The sequence below is a fragment of the Phormidium sp. CCY1219 genome (assembly GCF_055795085.1).
Genome location: NZ_JAYFEQ010000531.1, coordinates 1 through 19406, shown reverse-complemented (window position 1 = coordinate 19406; position 19406 = coordinate 1). Strand labels below are relative to the sequence as shown.

The window sequence follows — 19406 nt, the reverse complement described above, 5'->3', positions numbered from 1 at the left end:
GGTAAAGTTGAAATAATAATTGGATTGACGAAAATGCAAATTACCACCCGTGGATCGGATAAGAGGGAGAGCGGTCAACTTTGAGCTGCCGATTTGTTGAGGTAGCCCGGTGGGGATATTTTAACAACTGAAGGAAAAAGAAGTCAATTAGGTTTGGGGTAGGGTAAAATAGAATTGAGTGCCGCATCCGAGCTGGGAATCGACCCAAATTTTCCCGCCGTGACGTTCGACAATTTTTTTACAAATTGTCAAACCGATGCCGGTTCCGGGATATTCCCCGGTAGAATGCAGGCGTTGAAACACTTCAAAAATGCGATCGCATTGTTGGCTTTCGATTCCGATGCCATTATCTTTAACTTGCAACAGCCATTCACTTTTATGATGGGGCGTTGCGGAAATTTCGATGGTGGGGATAACATCGCGACGGCGAAACTTAATTGCATTGCCGATTAAGTTTTGAAAAAGCTGCATGAGTTGGGTGCGATCGCCGAGGATTGTGGGCAGTTCAGAATGAGTAATTCGCGCGTCACTCTGGGCAATTTCTGCACTCAAATTCGACAAAGCGGCGGCTAACACTTCCTGACAATCAATGGTACTCCAACGCCGCGAAGCGGTACCGATGCGGGAATAGTCGAGCAAGTCTTCGATGAGCTGCTTCATGCGAAATGCGGACTGGATAATTTGCTCCACATAGCGATCGCCATCCGCCCCCAATCGATCCTCATATTTCCAACTCAACAAATCCGCATTCCCTACAATTGCCTGCAAGGGGGATTGCAAGTCATGGGAGGCAATATAGGCGAATTGTTCCAAATCCGCATTCGATCGCTGTAACTCTTCAGTTAACTGGCGAATTCTGAGCTGATGGGCGATGCGAATCAATACTTCCTCCACCTGAAACGGTTTAGAAATGTAATCCACCCCGCCCACATCAAACGCTTTTACCTTGTCAATCGCCTCATTGAGCGCACTAATAAAAATTACCGGAACATTCGCCATGTTGGGCAATGCTTTTAATTGCTGACAAACGGCATACCCATCCATTTCCGGCATCATAATATCCAGTAAAATCAAATCCGGCGAGACAGTTTCGCAAATTTTTAGTGCCATTTGCCCGGATAAAGCTTTGCGGACTTTGCACCCCCAAGCGAGCAGAATCGAGGACAAAATCCGCAGGTTATCCGGGTTATCGTCTACAATCAAAATATCTTTATTTGACAGATCCACACCGTTCATCATTATGAGTCCCTTATTCATTGTCCTGGGTCAATGCCATCACGGTTTCAAACTGGAAATTATAAGCTAAATCTCTGAGTGCATTGCTCAAAGGAGCCAGTTCTGCCGGAATTTCCGCCAGTAACTCCAAAATCTCATCATCGGTGCCTTGAGACGCCGCGATATGAACCCTTGTCCGCCAATCGGCTGGCATTTGAGCGCAAAGGGGAGTCAGATCTGCGGGATCGAGAAGGGTTTCGCACTCTGGAGATTCGCTTTTTTCCGCCTGGTTTTCGGCTTCATAAAGATATTTTACGCCCAAATGTTTGGTGAGGGATTCGAGGAGGATTTCTTGTCGCACCGGCTTGCGAATGAAGTCGTCGCATCCGGCGGCTAAAATCTGCTGCCGATCGCTGTCAAAGGCGCTAGCGGTGAGAGCGATGGTGATGGTGACTTGTCCGCGATCGCTGCGTTTAATGCGGCGGGTGGCTTCATACCCATCCATCACCGGCATTCGCATATCCATGAAAATCAGATGCGGTTCCCAGGTTTCCCACACCTCCAAAGCTTCTCGTCCGTTTTCGGCTTCGCGCACTGGAAAGCCAATCGATGTGAGCAGGGCCACTAAAAACTGGCGACTGTCTCTGACGTCATCCACCACTAAGAGGCGATAGGGGGGTTGGTTGGGGGCTAAACCGATAATTTGACGGTGGGATTGCGGAGCTTTCATTTGACTCGGATCCGGCGGGGCGATCGCAATCCGAAAGCCAAACACACTCCCTTGACCCACAACGCTCTTGACCGAAATCTCGCCGCCCATCATTTCTATGAATTTTTGCGAGATGGGCAATCCCAAGCCGGTTCCGGAGTGGGTTTGGCGACCAGTTTGGGTTTGCCCGAATGGTTCGAATAGCCGAGGCATCTCTGCTGGGGCAATTCCCGGACCGGTGTCTTCGATTTCAAAATCTAGGTGAGATTCGGGGGATGAAACCGTGGGTTTTGACTGGCTGGCGCGGGATGAGTCTGCTAAGCGAACCCGCACGGTAATCTCTCCTGTTTGGGTAAATTTTATCCCATTTCCGATCAAATTAATTAACACTTGCCGCAATTTTCCTTCATCGGTTTTCACCCATTGGGGAATGTCTGGCGCGAGGTCAAAATTGAGCTGCAAGCCTTTAGAAACCGCTTTTAAGCGCAGCATTTCTTCCAGGGTATGGAGGGTAGAGTGCAGGTCGAAGGTGGATTCATTGAAGACAATTTTTCCCGCTTCGATTTTTGACATTTCCAGGATGTCGTTGATTAATTCGAGCAGGTGTTCGCCGGCGCGATTGATAATCTGCAAGTATTCCTGGTGTTCGCCGCTCAAGGTGCGATCGCGATTCATCAGTTGGGTAAAGCCGAGAATGGCATTCAGGGGGGTTCGCAATTCGTGGCTCATATTGGCGAGGAATTCGCTTTTGGCTTGGTTGGCAGTATCGGCGGCGATCGCGGCTTCCTGCAGCGCCTGGGATTGCTCTTTCGTTTGTTGCAGCAATTGCGCTTGCTGCAATGCGACGCCCAACTGCGCCCCAATTTGAAGGACAATATTACTATCGCTGGTTTTCCACTGGCGCGCCCCGGAATTTTGATAGGCGGCGAGCAATCCCCAGAGTCGATCGCCGCAAAAAATGGGCACGATAATATAGGCTCTGACTTGAAGTTGTTCTAACCGTTCGATGTAACACTCACTAAATCCGCGATCGTAAATGCTTTCTACCACTAACGCTTCCTGATGGGTGGCTAATTTATCCACCGCCCTTTCGCTGAGATAACTATCCTCCCAAACCTGGGGAAAGCCAATCAAACTTTTCACCTGGCAATTGTCGTTTTCCACAAATTGTGGCGGAACGGAAGTCGAACCATTTTGCTGCATTTCTAGCACGGAAACCCAGCCCGGTGCGGTTGATTCGGCGACAAATTCCCCGCTCCAGTTGGGATTAAACTGATAAATGGCCACCCGATCGCAGTTTAGCACTCGGCGCAATTGAAAGGTCGTCTCGTTAAAAATGACCTCGATATCCAGCGATCGCCGCATGCGTTCTATGGCGACTGATATGGCTTTTTCCCGATCTGCCGCTTCGCGCAAAACCGCTTCGGCGTGCTTGCGCTGTGTGATATCCGTTGCGGTTCCGAGCAACTGTTTCGCCGTGCCATCGGGATTGCGGGTAAATAGGGTTTCTCGGCTCAAAAGATAGCGCCATTTTCCTCGGGCATCTCTCACCCGATATTCTAACTCAAAAATCTCCCCGTCTTCCGCCCGATCGAATTGTTGAAAATGGGCGGGAAGCTTCTGTAAATCCTCCGGGTGAATAATCTGAGGCAGAATATCCGTGCCCATGTCTTGAATTTCTTGCGGCTTATATCCGAGCATTTCGGAAATTTCCCGATTGGCATACACATTGCGCTCTGCTTTTATGTCGTAAATATAGAGCAGATTCGGAGAAGATAACGCCACTTTTTCGATAAAATCCTGGCTATCTCGCATGGCTTTTTCTGCTTCTTTTCTCTCGCTGATATCTCGGACAATACAAATCTTCTCGTCCGTTTCCAGCCGGGTTACGGAGACTTCTTGGGGGAAACAGGTGCCATCGCGGCGCAGTCCCATCGCTTCGGTGCGACAATACTCTTGTTCTAATAACAGGGAAACCATTTCATCAGTTAACCGTTGGCCTTCGGCTGCGTCGTAAAGTTCGAGCCAGCTTTTTCCTAACAGTTCTTCGGCGCTGTTGTAGCCAAATATTTGAGCGTGAGCGTCGTTTAAGTAAGCGTATTTGTCGTTCCTATCTAAAATGGCAATGCCATCGTTTGCTTTGGCAATGGCAACGGTTTGTTTCTGTAATTTTTGCTCGAATATTTTTCGATCGCTGATGTCGCGTCCTTCGGGAACGATCAGGATGACATTCCCGCTATCGTCGAGGACGGGTTTAATGGAAAAGTCAATGGTAATGGTGCAATCTCGCGCGCCCATCACTTCTACTTCATACCGCAAGCATTCTCCCTGGGCCGCCCGGGCGATCGCCGCTTGTAACTGTCGTTGTATCTCCCGAGACTTCCGCCACCAAGGGGTTTCCCAAAATGGCAGTCCGAGGATATCTTCTAAGGCGACACCGACAAATTCCAGGGCGGTTTTATTGGCGTCGATTAAGGTACCATCGGGTTCCAAAACGCCCATAAATTGGAAACTACAATTAAAAATCCCCCGCAACCGTTGCTCGTTTTTTTGCAGGGCGGCTTCCACTTGTTTGCGCGCGCCAATCTCCCGGGCGATCGCTAACACCGATGTTATCTCACCTTCTTCGGTCAATTCCGGTACCACGCGACAGGAGTAGTATTCCGTTGTTTGCCCATTTGCTCTTTCCAGTTCCAGTGTTTTTTCTTGCCCCGTCTCGAATACCTGGCGCACGGTTTCCTCCCACCGCAGGGCGATTTCGGGGGTTTCCACTTCGCCAACCGGGCGATGGATAATCTCGCCACTGGGTCGATCGAGCGCGCGGGCAAAACTGGGGTTTGCGTATAAAACCCGACAGTGGCGATCGAATCGCACGATGAGATCCGGCGCATTTTCTACCAATGCCCGAAATTCCCGTTCTCGCTTCTCCAGGGCTTTTTGGGCTTGGATGCCCTCTTCGATTCCCCGTTGCAAGCGCTGGTTTGCCTCTCGCAATTGTGCGGTACACCGGTCTAATTCTTGTCGCACAATGTCGAGGCTGGCATACAGTTCTACCGGATCCAGGGCTTCTAAAAGACTGCTTTGAGTGAGAATCCCGGCGAGGGTGCCTTCCTCGTTCATCACCACCAACCGTCGGATGAAATGGGATTCCATCAATTTATGCGCCTCCCACAAGGAATCGCTGGTTTGAATGGGCAATAAGGGGGCGCTCATCACCGCCTGGGCCTCGGTGGCGGTTAAATTCAGCCCCAATGCGCGAAACTGCACGATGTCGCGTTCGGTCAAGATACCCACCGGCACCATTGCGGAGTCGGGATCCCCGGGGGTAATCGGTTGGGCGATCGCCACGCAACTCACCCGGCGATCGGCCATTGTCTGGATAATTTCTAACAGCGACGCCGTGGGGGGCGCGTGAATCACCCGCTGACTCATCACTTCCTCCACTCGTCTGAGCTTGAGCAAATCCCTAGGATGCAGCAATTGGCGAATACTGCGCGGCCTAATCACCCCGATCGCCCGACCCTCGTCATCGATCGCCGGTAAATGACGAATTTTGTGCTGGCGCATCAGGGATAAAATGGCAAAAATATCCCGGGGTTGGGACAGACAAATCGCCAGCGGATCCCGGGTCATCACCGCCTCGACTTCCACATTTTCTAACTCCATCCCTGCAGCGGTCATTCTGACAATATCTCGTTCGGTCAAAATCCCCACTAAGCGAAGGTTTTCTTCTACCACTAAACCACAACTGGTTCGCTTCTGACTCATGCGCGTCACCGCTTCCGTGAGTGGCGTATTTGGCAACAGCAACAGGGGGTCTCTGTCGATAGCGGGAGAATTGTGTACTAAGGGGTTTAAAATAGAACTTTTCGTTAACATCGGGTTATTTTGTACTTGCAATACATATTTTATAGTCAGAGAAAAATTGCTCTCTCTATCGCACAGGCAGCCAAGCTTTTTTCCCTGTTCTCTGGCGGATAATTTAGGAGAAATTGGCTTAGATTTCGTAATTTCACTGATTGAAAAATAATTTTGGTTTTGAGGGGTTGGTTTAAGTAATCATAGCATATTATGGCAATCGAGAGCGATGGTTTCCGGTTTTCTGGGAGAATGTGGCCATCTCCCCGATGGGCTTGAGGTTTGAGTTGCTGCATAAAACCAAAGGGTGGCGCTTCAGCTAGAAAACAGGGAACAGTTAGAGCGGTTTTGAGGAACCTAAACGGCGAGGGATTCGTCTCAGATTCGTTTTTTCTTTTAAGGGGGTAGCAAGGCTCGACCAAATTGCAGGGCGGGCTTGATTAACCCAGGCTTGATTTAATACACTGCCGGATAGGCGATCGCGCCACTCCCGCACCGATTTCGGTAATTTCCGATTAAAAAACTGGAATTGAACGGCAGGATGAAGCTATTTTTACCCCACCCTGCCCGCTAGATTCCGCACCGATTTTCGGCAAGAATTACGGTGCTATTTTCTTCGTTTGCCCGCGCTTACAACTGTTGCAAAAAGCGCAAGTCGCTGCTATAAACCCGACGGATATCGTCGATTTCATAAAGCACCATTGCCAAGCGTTCCACACCGAACCCTGCTGCCAATCCGGTGTAAACTTCGGGGTCGTAACCCACGGCTTTCAGCACGTTCGGATCTACGCTACCACACCCGAGCACTTCCAACCATTTCCCTTGCCACTGCACGTCTACTTCTGCAGAAGGTTCGGTGAAGGGGAAATAACTGGGACGAAAGCGCAAGGGCAAATCCACCCCGAACATTTGGCGGACAAATTCTTTCAGGGTGCCTTTGAGATCGCAGAAGGTAATGCCTTTGTCCACGGCTAAAATTTCCACTTGATGGAATACGGCGGCGTGGGTGGCATCTACGGTGTCGCGTCGGTACACCCGCCCGGGGGCCACAATTCGCAAGGGAGGTTCGTGCTTCTCCATGTAGCGAATCTGCACCGGGGAGGTATGGGTGCGAAGCAGATTGCCATCGGGGAGGTAAAAGGTGTCCTGCATGTCCCGCGCCGGATGGTCTGCCGGTGTATTCAGTGCCTCGAAGTTATAATAGTCGCTTTCCAGTTCCGGTCCGCTGGCGACAGTGTAGCCCAACCCGACGAAAATATCGATCGCGCGATCGATGACTTCGTTGAGGGGGTGAACTCTTCCTTGAGGACGATACACCCCGGGCATGGTCACATCCAGGGTTTCCGCTTTCAGTTGCGCTTCGATTTGCGCGCTGAGCAAGGCGTTGTGGCGCTGCTCTAGCTCGCTTTGCAGGGCTTCTTTTACTTCGTTGGCGAGGGCACCAATGCGCGGTCTGTCCCCGGGGTCGAGTTTGCCCATCCCTCTTAAAATTTGGGAGAGCTGCCCTTTTTTACCCAGGTAGTTGACCCGCAGTTGTTCGAGTTGCTCTAGGTTTTCCCGAGAGGCGATCGCTCCGATGGCTTCAGTGCGGAGCGTTTGGAGTTGCGTCTCCAAATCGGTGAGCTGAGTAGTCATGCAAAATTATCAATCCAATTGTCCCGCTTTGTTGAGTTTAGCGTGATTTTAATCCGCGATCGCTTTTTCCTTTTTTCCCATGCCGGGAAAAATTCCTTCCTTGACTGAAATTGCCTTTTTTGTCTTAAACTAGAAATAGAATTGGCCAAACTATGTCTTATCGGGAGACTTTCCCATTTATGGGGGTGGTGCGTGACTCCCCCATTTCAGTGGGCGATTTTCCCCCAGGTGGGGGAGGGGGAGTCACGCAGCCTACCGCTACTTCACCACTCGGATTGGCTTTTGCTTTTTCTTGGATGATACAGGGCGTAACTTGCGACGGCGGGCAAACTCGCCGGTAAACAAGCCCACCACCCCGCGCCAGAATCCATCTACATAAGTAAACAGTACCGGCACGACCACTAAGGTCAACATGGTAGAAGTGGAGAAGCCGCCGATTACCGCGATCGCCATTGGAGAGCGCACCTCACCCCCCGCACCAATTTCCAGGGCGATCGGCATCATGCCCGCAATGGTAGAAAGTGCCGTCATAAAAATCGGACGCAAGCGAGACACCCCCGCCTGCACCACCGCCTTAAACTGCTTCATCCCTTGCTGCTGATTCGCTAAGGTACAATCCACCAGCAAAATCGCATTTTTCGTCACCAACCCCATCAGCATGACAATCCCGATCAGGGCAAACAATCCCAACTCTTTTTGTGCCACCATCAGGCCCAGCAGCGCGCCGCCAATCGACAGGGGTAACGCCACCATAATCGTCAGGGGATACAAAAAGTTATTGTACAGCAGCACCAAAATTGCATAAATCGATAGCACCGCCAATCCCAGCGCCCCGAGAAAGCGACCGAAAATATCCTGCATAATTTTCGCATCCCCGGAGGATTGCTGTTCCACACCGGCAGGTAAATCCATCGCGGGTAGAGCTTGTACCTTTTCCAGGGCATCTCCGAGAGAAATGCCTTGCAAGTTGGCTTCCATTACCACTTGACGAGCGCGATCGTAGCGTTCCACCTGGGCCGGACCGCTGCCGATCGTAATGCTCGCCACTGCTGAAAGCGGCACTAACTGCCCGGTTTGACTGGGAATCTGGATATTTCGCAACGTATCGAGATTTTGCCGATACTTTTGCGCCAACTGCACCCGAATCGGAATTTGCCGATCGCTCAAATCGAACTTCGCGAGATTTGCCTCATTATCGCCGATCGTCGCCAGAGAGGCAGTACGCGCGATCGCCTGCACCGATACCCCCAAATCCGCCGCCCGTTGCGGATTCGGCACAATCAATATCTCCGGTTTCACCAACGACGCACTGGAAGACACCTCCACCAACCCGGGAATCTCGCGCATTTGCCGTTCCAACGCATCCGCCGCTTCCTTCAGCGCCTGCGGATTTTCACTTTTTAGCACAATCGATAAATCCTTACTGCTGCCCCCAGCCCCGGAAGACTGAAAGCTCACTCTCGCCCCGGGAATCGCGCCAAACTGGCTCCGCATTTCCTGCTCGAACTCCTGCTGAGACAACTCCCGTTCCGACTCCGGCAGCAAATTTACATACAACGTGGCCTTATTTACCTCGCGACTCGCGCCGCCGGTACCCGCCGTCGCCAGCACGCTTTCCACCCCGGGATTGTCCTGCAACAGCCCCATCGTCCGTTGCGCCACGCGATCGGTTTCCTCCAGGGTAGACCCGGGAGGCAACTCGATATTGACCACACTCAGTCCCGTATCCCCACTACTAAACAGTCCCTTGGGGATATAGGGCACCAACTGCAAACTGCCGATAAACAACGCTACCGCAATCAGCAAGGTGGTAATCCGATGCTTCAGCGCCCAAGTGAGAGCGCTCCGATAGGGATGAAAGCCCCCGTTTCGCACTTTAGGCCGCGACGTGCCATTGCCATTCTGCCCGTTAGCCGAGTCTTGTATATTGGCCACAGTCCTCGGCTTCTCTTTTAGCAAATAGGCGCTCAGCATCGGCGTCATCGTCGTTGCCACCAAGGTCGAGAACATGGTAGACACCGAAACCGTCACCCCAAACGGTTGGAAAAACTGACCCGGCACGCCGCCCATAAACGCCACCGGCAAAAACACCGCCACAATCGTGGCCGTGGTTGCCAGTACCGCTAACCCGATTTCCCGGGCGGCATCCATTGCGGCATTAAACGGCTTTTTCCCCATCCGCAAGTGCTGGTCGATATTTTCGATCATGCAAATCGCATCATCCACTAAATTTCCCACCGCTAACGACAGCGCCAGCAGGGTCATCCCGTTCAGGGTATAATCCAGAGTTCGCATCACCAAAAAGGTGGGAATAATCGATAATGGCAGGGCCACCGCCGTAATCAAGGTGGCCCGCCAATCGCGCAAGAAAATCCCCACCACCACCACGGTGAGCAAACAGCCCATCACCAGGGCATCGATGGAGGCTTGATAGGATTCCCGAATCGAGTCGGCGTTGGTGACGATCAGTTCAAACTCGATATCCTCCGCTAGGGTTTTTTCCAGTTCGCTCACCGCCTCGCGCACCCCTTCTTCCACTGTGACCAGGGTACTGCCGGTACTCCGCAATACGGAAAAGGTGACCACGGGAGAACCGATTTCGGGCGATCGCGCCACGGACTTTTTTCTCTCACTTGCTATATTTTCCGCCCAAAACCTCGCACTTTGCCTCGCTTCGGCAAACCCATCGCGCACCTGCGCCAAACTTTGTAAGGACACCGCTTCCCCAGAAGGCAAGACAATCCGATACTGTCGCAAGGTCTCTACCGTGGGCGCAGATCCCAGGGTGCGTATCGTTTGTTCGCTCCCGCCAACTTCCGAACGTCCCCCCGGCAGGTTAATATTAAAGGCGCGGATTTGGTCGTTGACTTCCGTCGCCGTAATCCCGAGGGCTTCCAGGCGCGTGGGGTCGAGATCCACCCGGATTTCCCGGTCTACACCGCCCACCCGGTTCACTTGCGCTACCCCGGGGACGCTGAGAATCCGCCTCGCGATCGTCCGATCCACTAAATCGCTTAATTCTTCTACCGTGCGGCGATCGGAACTGACCACATATGTCATAATCGGTCCGCCAGCAAATTCTAGCCGCTGCACAACCGGGTCGTTGATATCTCGGGGTAAATTTTGCCGAATTTGTGCGACCGCATTGCGAACGTCATTGGTGGCGCGATCGCTATCAGTGCCCAAAATAAAACTAATCGTCGTTGTCGATACCCCATCGGTTACGCTGGAGGTCAGTTCGTCGATATTCCCCAACCCCGCTACCGCATCTTCGATTTTCTTCGTCACCTGAGTTTCTAACTCGCTCGGACCGGCCCCCGGTTGGGTAACGGTGACGCTCACCGCCGGAATATCGATGTTTGGCGTTTCATCAATCCCCAGTTGCCCGAATGACATAAATCCCACTATCGTCAAGATGAGAAACATCACTAACGTGGGAACGGGGTTTTTAATAGACCAAGTGGAAACGTGGAAAGACATATTAATTAGGAAATAAAGGGGTTTGTCTTTTGTGGTTTGTCATTTGTGGTTTGTCATTTGTCATTTGTCCTTTGTCCTTTGTCCTTTGTCCTTTGAAGGAGTACCAATGACTATTAACCAATGACCAATGACCAATGACCAATGACCAATGACCAATGACAATTGACCAATGACCAATGACAATTGACCAATGACCAATGACCAATGACCAATGACCAATGACAATTGACCAATGACCGCTGTTTATAGTTCTACGTTTGGGGGGACGGGATTTTCCTGTTCGATCGCGATGCGATCGCCGTCTTTGAGATAGGCGGCCCCTTCCACCACCAGGCGATCGCCGGGAGCCAAACCGCTTTTAATTTCCACCTGAGCCGTACTCAGGTCCGTACCTTCGGCGGCGGTAATTTCTCCCACTTCTACCGATTGTGCTTGGACCGTGCGGTTATCCAGAACCCGATAGACCATGCCACTCCCATCCGGTTGGGGTAACACTGCTTTTGCCGGCACGGTGAGGGCTTCTTGCTGGCTGGTGGTGATGGCGGCACGCAAAAACATCCCTGGTTTGAGCAATTCATTATTCGGGAGGCGCACTTTCACCGTAGCTTGGCGGCTTTCTTCGTCAACCAGGGGGGCGATATCGCGCACCGTACCGCGCACCTGGATGCGACTATCCGCATCGGAGGTAATGGTTGCCGGTGCGCCGATTTTGACTTGAGGCAATTGGGTTTCCGGGACTTTCACATGCACTTCGAGTTCGTTATTGGCGACGATAGAAAAGAGTTTTTTCGAGTTACTGGTGATATCCCCGACGCGAGCGATGCGTTCGGCGACGATGCCCGGTGCGGGGGCGCGCACGGTGGTGCGAGCTTGTTGGGTTTGCACTTGTTGGACGCGCGCTTGGCTGCTGCGGATATTGGCTTCGGCGCTGCTGACGTTGGCGCGGGCGCTTTCCACTTGGGCTTCGGCGCTGCTGACATTGGCGGAGGAGCGTTGAAGACGCGATCGCGCACTTTTGACATTGGCGATCGCGCTTTCGAGGCGGGCTTCGGCGCTGCGGATATTGGACTCGGCGCTGCTGACTCTTGCCTGCATACTGCTGATATTGGCGATCGCGCTTTGAATGCGCGCGTCGGCACTTTTAATATTGGCTTCGGCGACGCGCACCGCTTCTTTTGCATTTTCGGCGGTAGTGCGTCGGGTATCCAGTTCTTGTTGAGAAATGGCACCGGCGGCGGCTAAGGTTTGGTAGCGCTCCAGTTCCCGTTCGGCTTGCGCCAGTTCTGCTTTGGCTTTGGCGAGATTCGCCACCGCTTGTTCGCGCCCGGCTCGAGCTTCCACTTTTGCCGCTTCGGCTTGGGAAACAGCGGCTTGCGCTTCGGATTTAGCGGCGAGGGCTTGTTGGCGTCCCGCTTCGGCTTCCGATTGGGCCGCTAGGGCTTGAGACAGGGCGGCTTCGGCTTCGGATTGGGAGGCGAGGGCTTGAGAGAGGGCGGCTTCGGCGGCGGAAACGGCGGCTTGGCGTTCGAGTTTGCCCGATTCGGCGGAATCGAGTTGGGCGATCGCTTCGCCAATTTGCGATCGCTGTAGGGCATCATCTAAAATCGCCATCGGTTGACCGGCTTTGACGAAATCCCCCTCGTCTACCAAGACTTGTTGAATTTGCAATCCCGGTTGTTGGGGCAACACGGGAAGCAGGTCATAGGCTTGTACGGTGCCCCTAGCGTCGAGAGTTCGCCCCACCGTCGCTCGCGCCACTGTGGCGACGGTAACGGTTTGACTGGGGGCAGATTCGGCGGTTAATTGGGCTTGCGCCGGGGGTGGGTCTTGCGCGGTTTCGGCGGCGGGTTTGTCCAGGAAGCGCATTCCCCCCACCGCCAGGACAATGCCAATTCCCATGCCCGCCATTAGCCCTTTCCAGCCCCGGTTGGATTTGGGGGGGGTGGCGAATTCGTCGATGTCGTCGGAGTCGAGTTCTTCCTCGGAGGGGATGGAGGCGGTGGGTGAATCCTCCTCCGGGGGGGTCTCGGTGTCGGGATCGAGGTTGTCTGGTGTGGGTGTCACGGCGTGGATTTCTTGCGACTCAATGGGTTTTACTTCTGAGAAAGCGCGATCGGGCATGAGTGGTTCTCCCCCAGTCTTTGCGTGATAGTTTACGGAGTGCTAAGAAATATTGCAAATTGTTTCTTTTCTTAATTCTACTGGGAGGAGCCGAAACTTCCCGAGTGAATTTGCTTAGTCCCCTGCATCTGCCCTTGAGGCGCTACCCCCCCCGGATGGCGCTTGCAAATTACCAATTTGTGAATAATGAATCACAAATCCACAATTTTTGGGGACAGCGGGGTGACGGCTTTGGGAGTCCCTCCCTCCCGGTCTTAATTTTACAATTTACTTGCATGCAATTGAATTCAAAAAGCCATAAGTAATTAGGCTAAATCCCTATTGCATTATTGCATCAAAAAAAATAATGGGGCGAATAGAAGGGTCGGGGAAGGGAATCGAGGCCCTCGTCTGTAGGGAATTCCGGATATTTGCACCCGTAGCGATCGACAATCCGGATTGAACTCTACAATAAACTAAGAAACCGATTGAATTATTCTTGATGTTCCGGAAACGGGTGTTTTGGCGAATAGGGAGGGTGCAAATGGAATGAAGCTGTAGGTCTAATTGCGGCGATCGGGCAGAGGGGAGCCACCGAGCCTACCATGACAAGACCGGGTCAGATGCATTATATAGAAGTATGAACCATTTGCAACCCCTGGACAATCGGGAAAATTGTACTGGAACACGAGCGAGTACCCAATATGTTTAATGCCACTGAAATATTAATTGACACCTTCGTGCAAAAGCTGCGATCGGGCTATCGACGCACCTATGGGGGGTACAAACCCGACTACGAGGATATCATTGCCTGGGCGGGAAGCATGGCGCTGGAAAATATTGCCAACAGCGACGCCCTTTACCACAATGTGGAACACACGATTCTCGTCACCTTGGTGGGACAGGAGATTATGCGAGGCAAACACATCCGCGAGGGTGGGGTCTCCTGTGAAGATTGGCTGCATTTTATCATTTCCCTGGTCTGTCACGATATTGGCTATGTGAAGGGAGTGTGCCGCCAAGATCGAGGTGGATGGTATGCCACGGGGCAAAATGGGGAGATGATCCGCCTACCACCCGGAGCGAGCGATGCGGGGTTGACCCCCTATCATGTGGACCGCGCCAAACTATTTATCGACGAACGATTTGGGGGTCACAAGCTGATCGATGCCGAGGCAATCAAGCGCAATATCGAATTGACTCGTTTCCCGGTCCCGAAAGCAGAGGACCATCAAGATACGGTGGATTTTCCGGGGATGGTTCGGGCGGCGGACCTGATCGGGCAACTGAGCGATCCGCGCTACCTGAAGAAAATCGGCGCGCTGTTCTATGAATTTGAAGAAACCGGGACGAATAAGGCCCTGGGCTATCGACATCCGGGGGATTTACGCAAGAACTATCCCAAATTTTATTGGTATGGGGTTTATCCCTATGTCAAAAATGCCCTGGCATATTTGATGCTCACTCAGCAGGGCAAACAGGTGGTGGCAAACCTGTACTCGAATGTGTTCGTTGTCGAGCATGAAACCTTAGTGGAAGACGAGGACAAACAGGAGGCAGAGCAAAAAGAAGAGGTGAAACAAGGATAAGGATTTCGGGGCTTATGCTTAACTGGGGCTTCCCGCCGAGAAGCTAAAATACCGCCCACATCCCCCTCAAACCCGGTAAAAAGCCCCGTACCCTGACAAGCAAGCGGATACGAGTTAAACTTTTGCACGAGAAAGGTTAACCGAGCGACTGGGGAGGTTGGCGGAACTTCTCCACCTTTCCCGGGCGTTCCGTAGAAATGAGATCAAGGCAATAATGACTCAAATTTTTTCGCCCTTGCAAAAGTTTTTACTCACCTGGTTGCTGATTTTGATCGCGGGATGGGCTACCCTGAATGCCCTGAGTTATGTGGGCGAACTGATTAGCATTTTAGTGACCGCCGGGTTAATTGCGTTTTTGCTCAACTATGCTGTGGCGAGACTGCAACGGTTGGTGCCCCGCCCGATAGCGGCGATCGCCGTATATCTGGCAGCCGGTTTGCTGGTGTTGGCGATCGCCCTGACGGTGGTTCCTTCGGTGTTCAATCAAGGGCGGCAATTGTTGAACAATTTTCCGTCATTGTTACAATCGGCACAGCAACAATTGGCCGAGTTTCAAGCGTGGAGCTCTTCTCATAATTTGCCCTTTGACGTGCAAATTGTAGAACAGCAAATTGTGGAACGCTTCCAAGCTCAAGCCCAGGCGATCGCTGCTAAAGGGTTCGGGTTAGTCGTGGGCACTTTTAATTGGTTCTTGGATTTCATCTTGATTCTGGTGATTTCCTTTTACATGCTCTTGGATGGCGATCGCTTATGGCACCATCTGACCCGCATTTTCGCCCCCCATATCCGCACCCAACTCACCAACTCCTTGCAGCGCAATCTGCAAAAGTTCGTCACCGGCCAACTCCTTCTGGGTCTGTTTATGACCCTCACCCTCACCCCGTCGTTTTGGATTCTAAAAGTCCCCTTTTTCCTGTTATTTGCCGTGTTTATCGGCGCTTTGGAAATTATTCCTTTTGTGGGAGCTACCCTGGGCATCGGCACGGTTTGCATTATCGTGGCGTTTATTGACTGGTGGCTCGCCCTGCAAGTGCTGGCGGTGGCGATCGCCTTTCAGCAAATTAAAGATAATCTAGTCGCCCCGCGCATTATGGGCAACCTCACCGGTCTCTCGCCAGTGATTATTTTTGCCTCCTTGCTCCTCGGGGCGCGCGTCGGCGGCTTTTTGGGCGTCATCCTCGCTATCCCCCTCACCGGTGTGGTGAAAAGCATTGTGGAAATCGTCCTCGACCCCACCCTCCCTCCGCAAACTGGCAGTTTCTTCAATAACCCCCTGGTGAAAAAATTGCCCCCAGAAGAATTGCCAATTGACAATTGATAATTTATCCCGTTCCCAGCATTGCTGGGAACGAGGAAGGGTGGGAAAATAAAGCGATCGAACATCCCTACCGCTGCACGCTGCGCGGATCCAAGGCATCGCGCAACCCATCCCCAAGCAGGTTAAACGCCAACACGGTTAAAATAATCAACAGGGCCGGGGGCCACACCAACCAAGGTTGCAGCAGCAATACCGACGCATTCGTAGACAGAGACAGCATATTTCCCCAGGAGGGATCCGGTTGCTGGATGCCCAACCCAATCAAACTCAACACCGATTCCGCCACGATAAACCCAGGCACGGATAAGGTTGCGGCAATAATAATATAGGTGGCGGTTTGGGGCAAAACGTGACGGACGATGATATAAAATGGATTGGCTCCCATCGATCGCGCCGCTTGTACGAATTCGCGCTGTTTGATGGAAAGCACCTGTCCGCGAATCACCCGCGCCAATCCGGACCAACTCACAAATGAAGTAATCACCACAATTAACAAAAATCGCTGGGCGCTGGTAATTCCTGCTGGCAAAATTAACGTCAGAGTAACGAGCAAATAAATGCTCGGAATGGTCATCAACACTTCCACTAAGCGCATCAAAATACTATCGACAACGCCGCCAAAATACCCAGAAATTCCGCCGACAATGGTGCCGAGGGGAAAGGAAATGGTAATCCCCACTAACCCAATAAATAAACTAATCCGCGCTCCATGTACCAGACGGCTAAATTGATCCCGGGCCTGATCGTCGGTGCCAATTAAGTTAAATTTGGCAGGCCCGAGGGTGCCAAACAGGTGGACATCTCCGGGAATTAAACCCCACAGTTTATACTCGTCCCCTCTGACAAACAATGTCAACGGAGAGGGTTCTTGGTAGTTAACTTTCAGCAAGCGATCGCCGGTTTCTAGATCCACTGCACCCTGAGTGGTGGGATAAACGTGGGGACCGATAAATTCCCCGGTTTCTTGGTTGCGCCAGTAAATCTGTGTCGGCGGTAGCAAGGATCCGTCGGGTTGGGACACATAGGGGTCATATGGCGCGACAAATTCTGCGGCGATCGCGGTTAAATAAAAAATTAATAACAACACCGCCCCAATCTGAGCCAAGGGGTTTTTTTTCAGTTTTTTCCACCAGTTCATTTTTCACCTCTGTGACGAACAGATATTCCGATACAGTTATTGGTCATTGGTCATTGTTTATTGGTCATTGGTCATTGTTTATTGAGGAACAATCGGCTTGATTTTTCATCTCCAAAGGTAGAGGATAGCGCAATTGAATTCCGGTGGGATTCATTCATCTATTCCCCACAAAATTACGGCGACAATTACGGCTATGCCAAACCAGTTGGGGATTTGCCCGATAAAATGGATAAAGGCGATCGGTAGACTGACCAACCCGGTGGTAAGCAGCCACCCGGCAATAGTTAAAACCAGCATTACTAATACACCACTCATAATTTAATTGCCCAAAAATCAGAACAGTTAGCGGAGTTGAAAGGGACAGTAATCCAAAGTGTCACTCAGAATTTTAACAGAGACCAAACGCTGTTTATGAATGAAATAAGAGTGAAATTCGGAGTCAGTGCGAGACCGAGATTGATTAAAAATTTAGGAGGATAATCGAAAATGGGATTACATGGAATCGGAAAATTGAGAGGCGGGAGTTTATTGGGTTGGGCGATCGCGTTCAGCGCCTTGCCGGTGTTGGCACAAACAGCCAATTATGAAGGATTGACCCTTTCGCCGGGATTTTCACCGCAATCAGCGGAGGTGACGGGGTACACCGGGGGGTCTACCTCCTTGCCGGCGGTGGTGTCAGCGCGCGATCGCAATAATCAACCTTGCCTCGGGTTTGGAGACCCTACTCCGGATCATATTATGGAATTAACATCGGATTTCGATCGCTTAACCGTCTCGGTGGACAGCGGAGAGGATACGACTTTAGCGATCCTTGGACCGAATCGGGGCATGGTGCGCTGTGGGGACGATACCAGTAGCGGGCGAGATGCGAGCATCTCGGACCGCAACTGGGAAGCAGGTACCTACCGGATTTGGGTGGGGTCTCTGGAAGCGGGAGAGCGTTACAAATACACCCTGATGGTCAGCGAGTAGGGATGGGTTGAGCGTCAAATGATGCCCGCCACCCATCGGTTAAATCGACCCGCTCTTCCAAAATAGGGGGGCGGGTTGATTTGCGCGACTCTCTCGACAGGGGTAGAGGGAAAAACCCGCTTAACGATAAGATAGAAAGTGGTTAATTTGCCGAGAGTGGTAACGAAGCGTGCTCAATACCCTGATAGCTGACTTCCGAATTATCTTCGAGCGTGACCCCGCCGCTCGCAACTGGGTAGAAGTTTTATTCTGCTACCCCGGTTTGCAAGCACTACTGTTTCACCGGGTTGCCCATTGGTTGTATCGGATCGGCATTCCCGTAATTCCGCGCCTGATGTCCCATATCGCTCGCTTTTTCACCGGGATTGAAATTCACCCCGGGGCGGCGATCGGTCAGGGGGTGTTTATCGACCACGGAATGGGAGTGGTGATTGGCGAAACGGCCATTGTGGGGGATTATAGCCTGATTTACCAAGGCGTAACCCTCGGCGGCACCGGCAAGGAAACGGGCAAACGTCACCCCACCCTAGGAGAATATGTGGTGGTGGGTGCCGGTGCTAAAGTCCTGGGGAATATCCAAATTGGCAATAATGTCCGGATCGGTGCGGGTTCGGTGGTGCTGCGCGATGTCCCTTCTGATTGTACTGTAGTGGGGGTTCCGGGTCGGATCGTCTATCGCTCTGGCGTGCGGGTCAATCCCCTGGAACACGGACAACTGCCTGACTCGGAGGCGGCGGTGATTCGTACCTTGGTCGATCGCATTGAAACCCTCGAACAGCAAATGCAAAACTTGCAAACCGAGCAACCGACTTTGGTGCTGACGGGGGTTCACTCCCATGAGTTAGATTCCAATGAGATCGCCCCGAATTGTCGCCTCAAAGATAAGCAAATCCAGCAGTTTCTCGATGGTGCCGGGATTTGACCGGATAAGCGATCGCGCGGCAGAGTCGTCTCTGTCGCTACATTACCCAATCAGCCCGCTTCGGCGGGCTAAATTTTTGGCCGTGCAGTTTCCCCGCCCTTTCTCGATGTCGGCTGGAAACCCCCGGATGAGTTACCCGCCTCGGCGTTTATCGGCGGAATTGAGCAGGGTGGAAGAGGCGGGTTGCAGGAAACAAGCACTGACGAAGGCAAAGGTGCCGCCAATCAAGCCGATCGCTAACCACCATTTAAAATTGAATCCTTTGCGTTTGGCGAGAAATGCGGCGAGTGTGCCGATAATGCAGTGCAGTACCATCATCGCCCAGAAAAGGGGTAGGTTTTGTTGAATTGCGGATATTATCACGGCGATCGCTCTTTAGGCTGTTAATGACTCAAGCCTGATTTACTGGAAAATTCTAGATTATTCCGGAAATACCTCACGGCGTGTGGTAGAGTATTGAGTAGTGCAAA

At 52.1% G+C, this 19406-nt stretch carries 12 protein-coding genes; 4 read left to right on the top strand and 8 right to left on the bottom strand.

Annotated features, from left to right (window positions below):
* Positions 1–147 precede the first annotated feature (147 nt).
* The 5 genes from AC0QH1_RS14515 to AC0QH1_RS14495 all read right to left on the bottom strand — a co-directional run bounded on the left by AC0QH1_RS14515 (position 148) and on the right by AC0QH1_RS14495 (position 13018).
* Positions 148–1239 carry an ATP-binding protein gene (locus tag AC0QH1_RS14515; protein ID WP_324631891.1) on the bottom strand — a complete coding sequence of 364 codons (1092 nt, stop codon included), beginning with the start codon at positions 1237–1239 and terminating at the stop codon, positions 148–150.
* 10 nt (positions 1240–1249) lie between these two features.
* A complete protein-coding gene (locus AC0QH1_RS14510) occupies positions 1250–5803 on the bottom strand; it encodes a PAS domain S-box protein (protein WP_324631890.1) in 4554 nt (1517 codons plus the stop codon).
* 609 nt (positions 5804–6412) lie between these two features.
* The gene (pheS, locus tag AC0QH1_RS14505; protein ID WP_324631889.1) at positions 6413–7417 is read right to left on the bottom strand and encodes a phenylalanine--tRNA ligase subunit alpha; all 1005 of its coding nucleotides are present in this window, start codon (positions 7415–7417) and stop codon (positions 6413–6415) included.
* A gap of 258 nt (positions 7418–7675) precedes the next feature.
* Complete coding sequence (locus AC0QH1_RS14500) at positions 7676–10897, bottom strand: efflux RND transporter permease subunit (RefSeq protein WP_324631888.1); 3222 nt, start codon at positions 10895–10897, stop codon at positions 7676–7678.
* Between the two features lie 243 nt (positions 10898–11140).
* Positions 11141–13018 (bottom strand): efflux RND transporter periplasmic adaptor subunit, encoded by a 1878-nt coding sequence (locus tag AC0QH1_RS14495; RefSeq protein WP_324631886.1) that lies wholly within the window; start codon positions 13016–13018, stop codon positions 11141–11143.
* A 683-nt stretch (positions 13019–13701) separates the two neighbouring features.
* Here AC0QH1_RS14495 and AC0QH1_RS14490 point away from each other — a divergent pair.
* The gene (locus AC0QH1_RS14490) at positions 13702–14586 is read left to right on the top strand and encodes an Npun_R2479 family HD domain-containing metalloprotein (RefSeq protein ID WP_324631885.1); all 885 of its coding nucleotides are present in this window, start codon (positions 13702–13704) and stop codon (positions 14584–14586) included.
* 214 nt (positions 14587–14800) lie between these two features.
* Positions 14801–15904 carry an AI-2E family transporter gene (locus AC0QH1_RS14485; protein WP_324631884.1) on the top strand — a complete coding sequence of 368 codons (1104 nt, stop codon included), beginning with the start codon at positions 14801–14803 and terminating at the stop codon, positions 15902–15904.
* 67 nt (positions 15905–15971) lie between these two features.
* Here the strand turns inward: AC0QH1_RS14485 and AC0QH1_RS14480 are convergent, their stop codons facing one another.
* Together AC0QH1_RS14480 and AC0QH1_RS14475 are read right to left on the bottom strand one after the other, a co-directional pair.
* Entirely contained in the window at positions 15972–17042 is a 1071-nt protein-coding gene (locus tag AC0QH1_RS14480) for an ABC transporter permease (RefSeq protein WP_324631883.1), read from the bottom strand.
* Between the two features lie 150 nt (positions 17043–17192).
* On the bottom strand, positions 17193–17357 hold the full coding sequence (locus AC0QH1_RS14475; RefSeq protein WP_324631882.1) for a hypothetical protein: 165 nt from the start codon (positions 17355–17357) through the stop codon (positions 17193–17195).
* Between the two features lie 171 nt (positions 17358–17528).
* On the opposite strand from AC0QH1_RS14475, the gene AC0QH1_RS14470 reads away from it, so the two are divergent.
* Complete coding sequence (locus AC0QH1_RS14470) at positions 17529–18014, top strand: hypothetical protein (RefSeq protein WP_324631881.1); 486 nt, start codon at positions 17529–17531, stop codon at positions 18012–18014.
* A 169-nt stretch (positions 18015–18183) separates the two neighbouring features.
* Entirely contained in the window at positions 18184–18936 is a 753-nt protein-coding gene (gene cysE, locus AC0QH1_RS14465) for a serine O-acetyltransferase (RefSeq protein WP_324631880.1), read from the top strand.
* Between the two features lie 132 nt (positions 18937–19068).
* On the opposite strand, the gene AC0QH1_RS14460 is transcribed toward cysE, so the two are convergent.
* A complete protein-coding gene (locus AC0QH1_RS14460; RefSeq protein WP_324631879.1) occupies positions 19069–19299 on the bottom strand; it encodes a hypothetical protein in 231 nt (76 codons plus the stop codon).
* Positions 19300–19406: the final 107 nt, after the last annotated feature.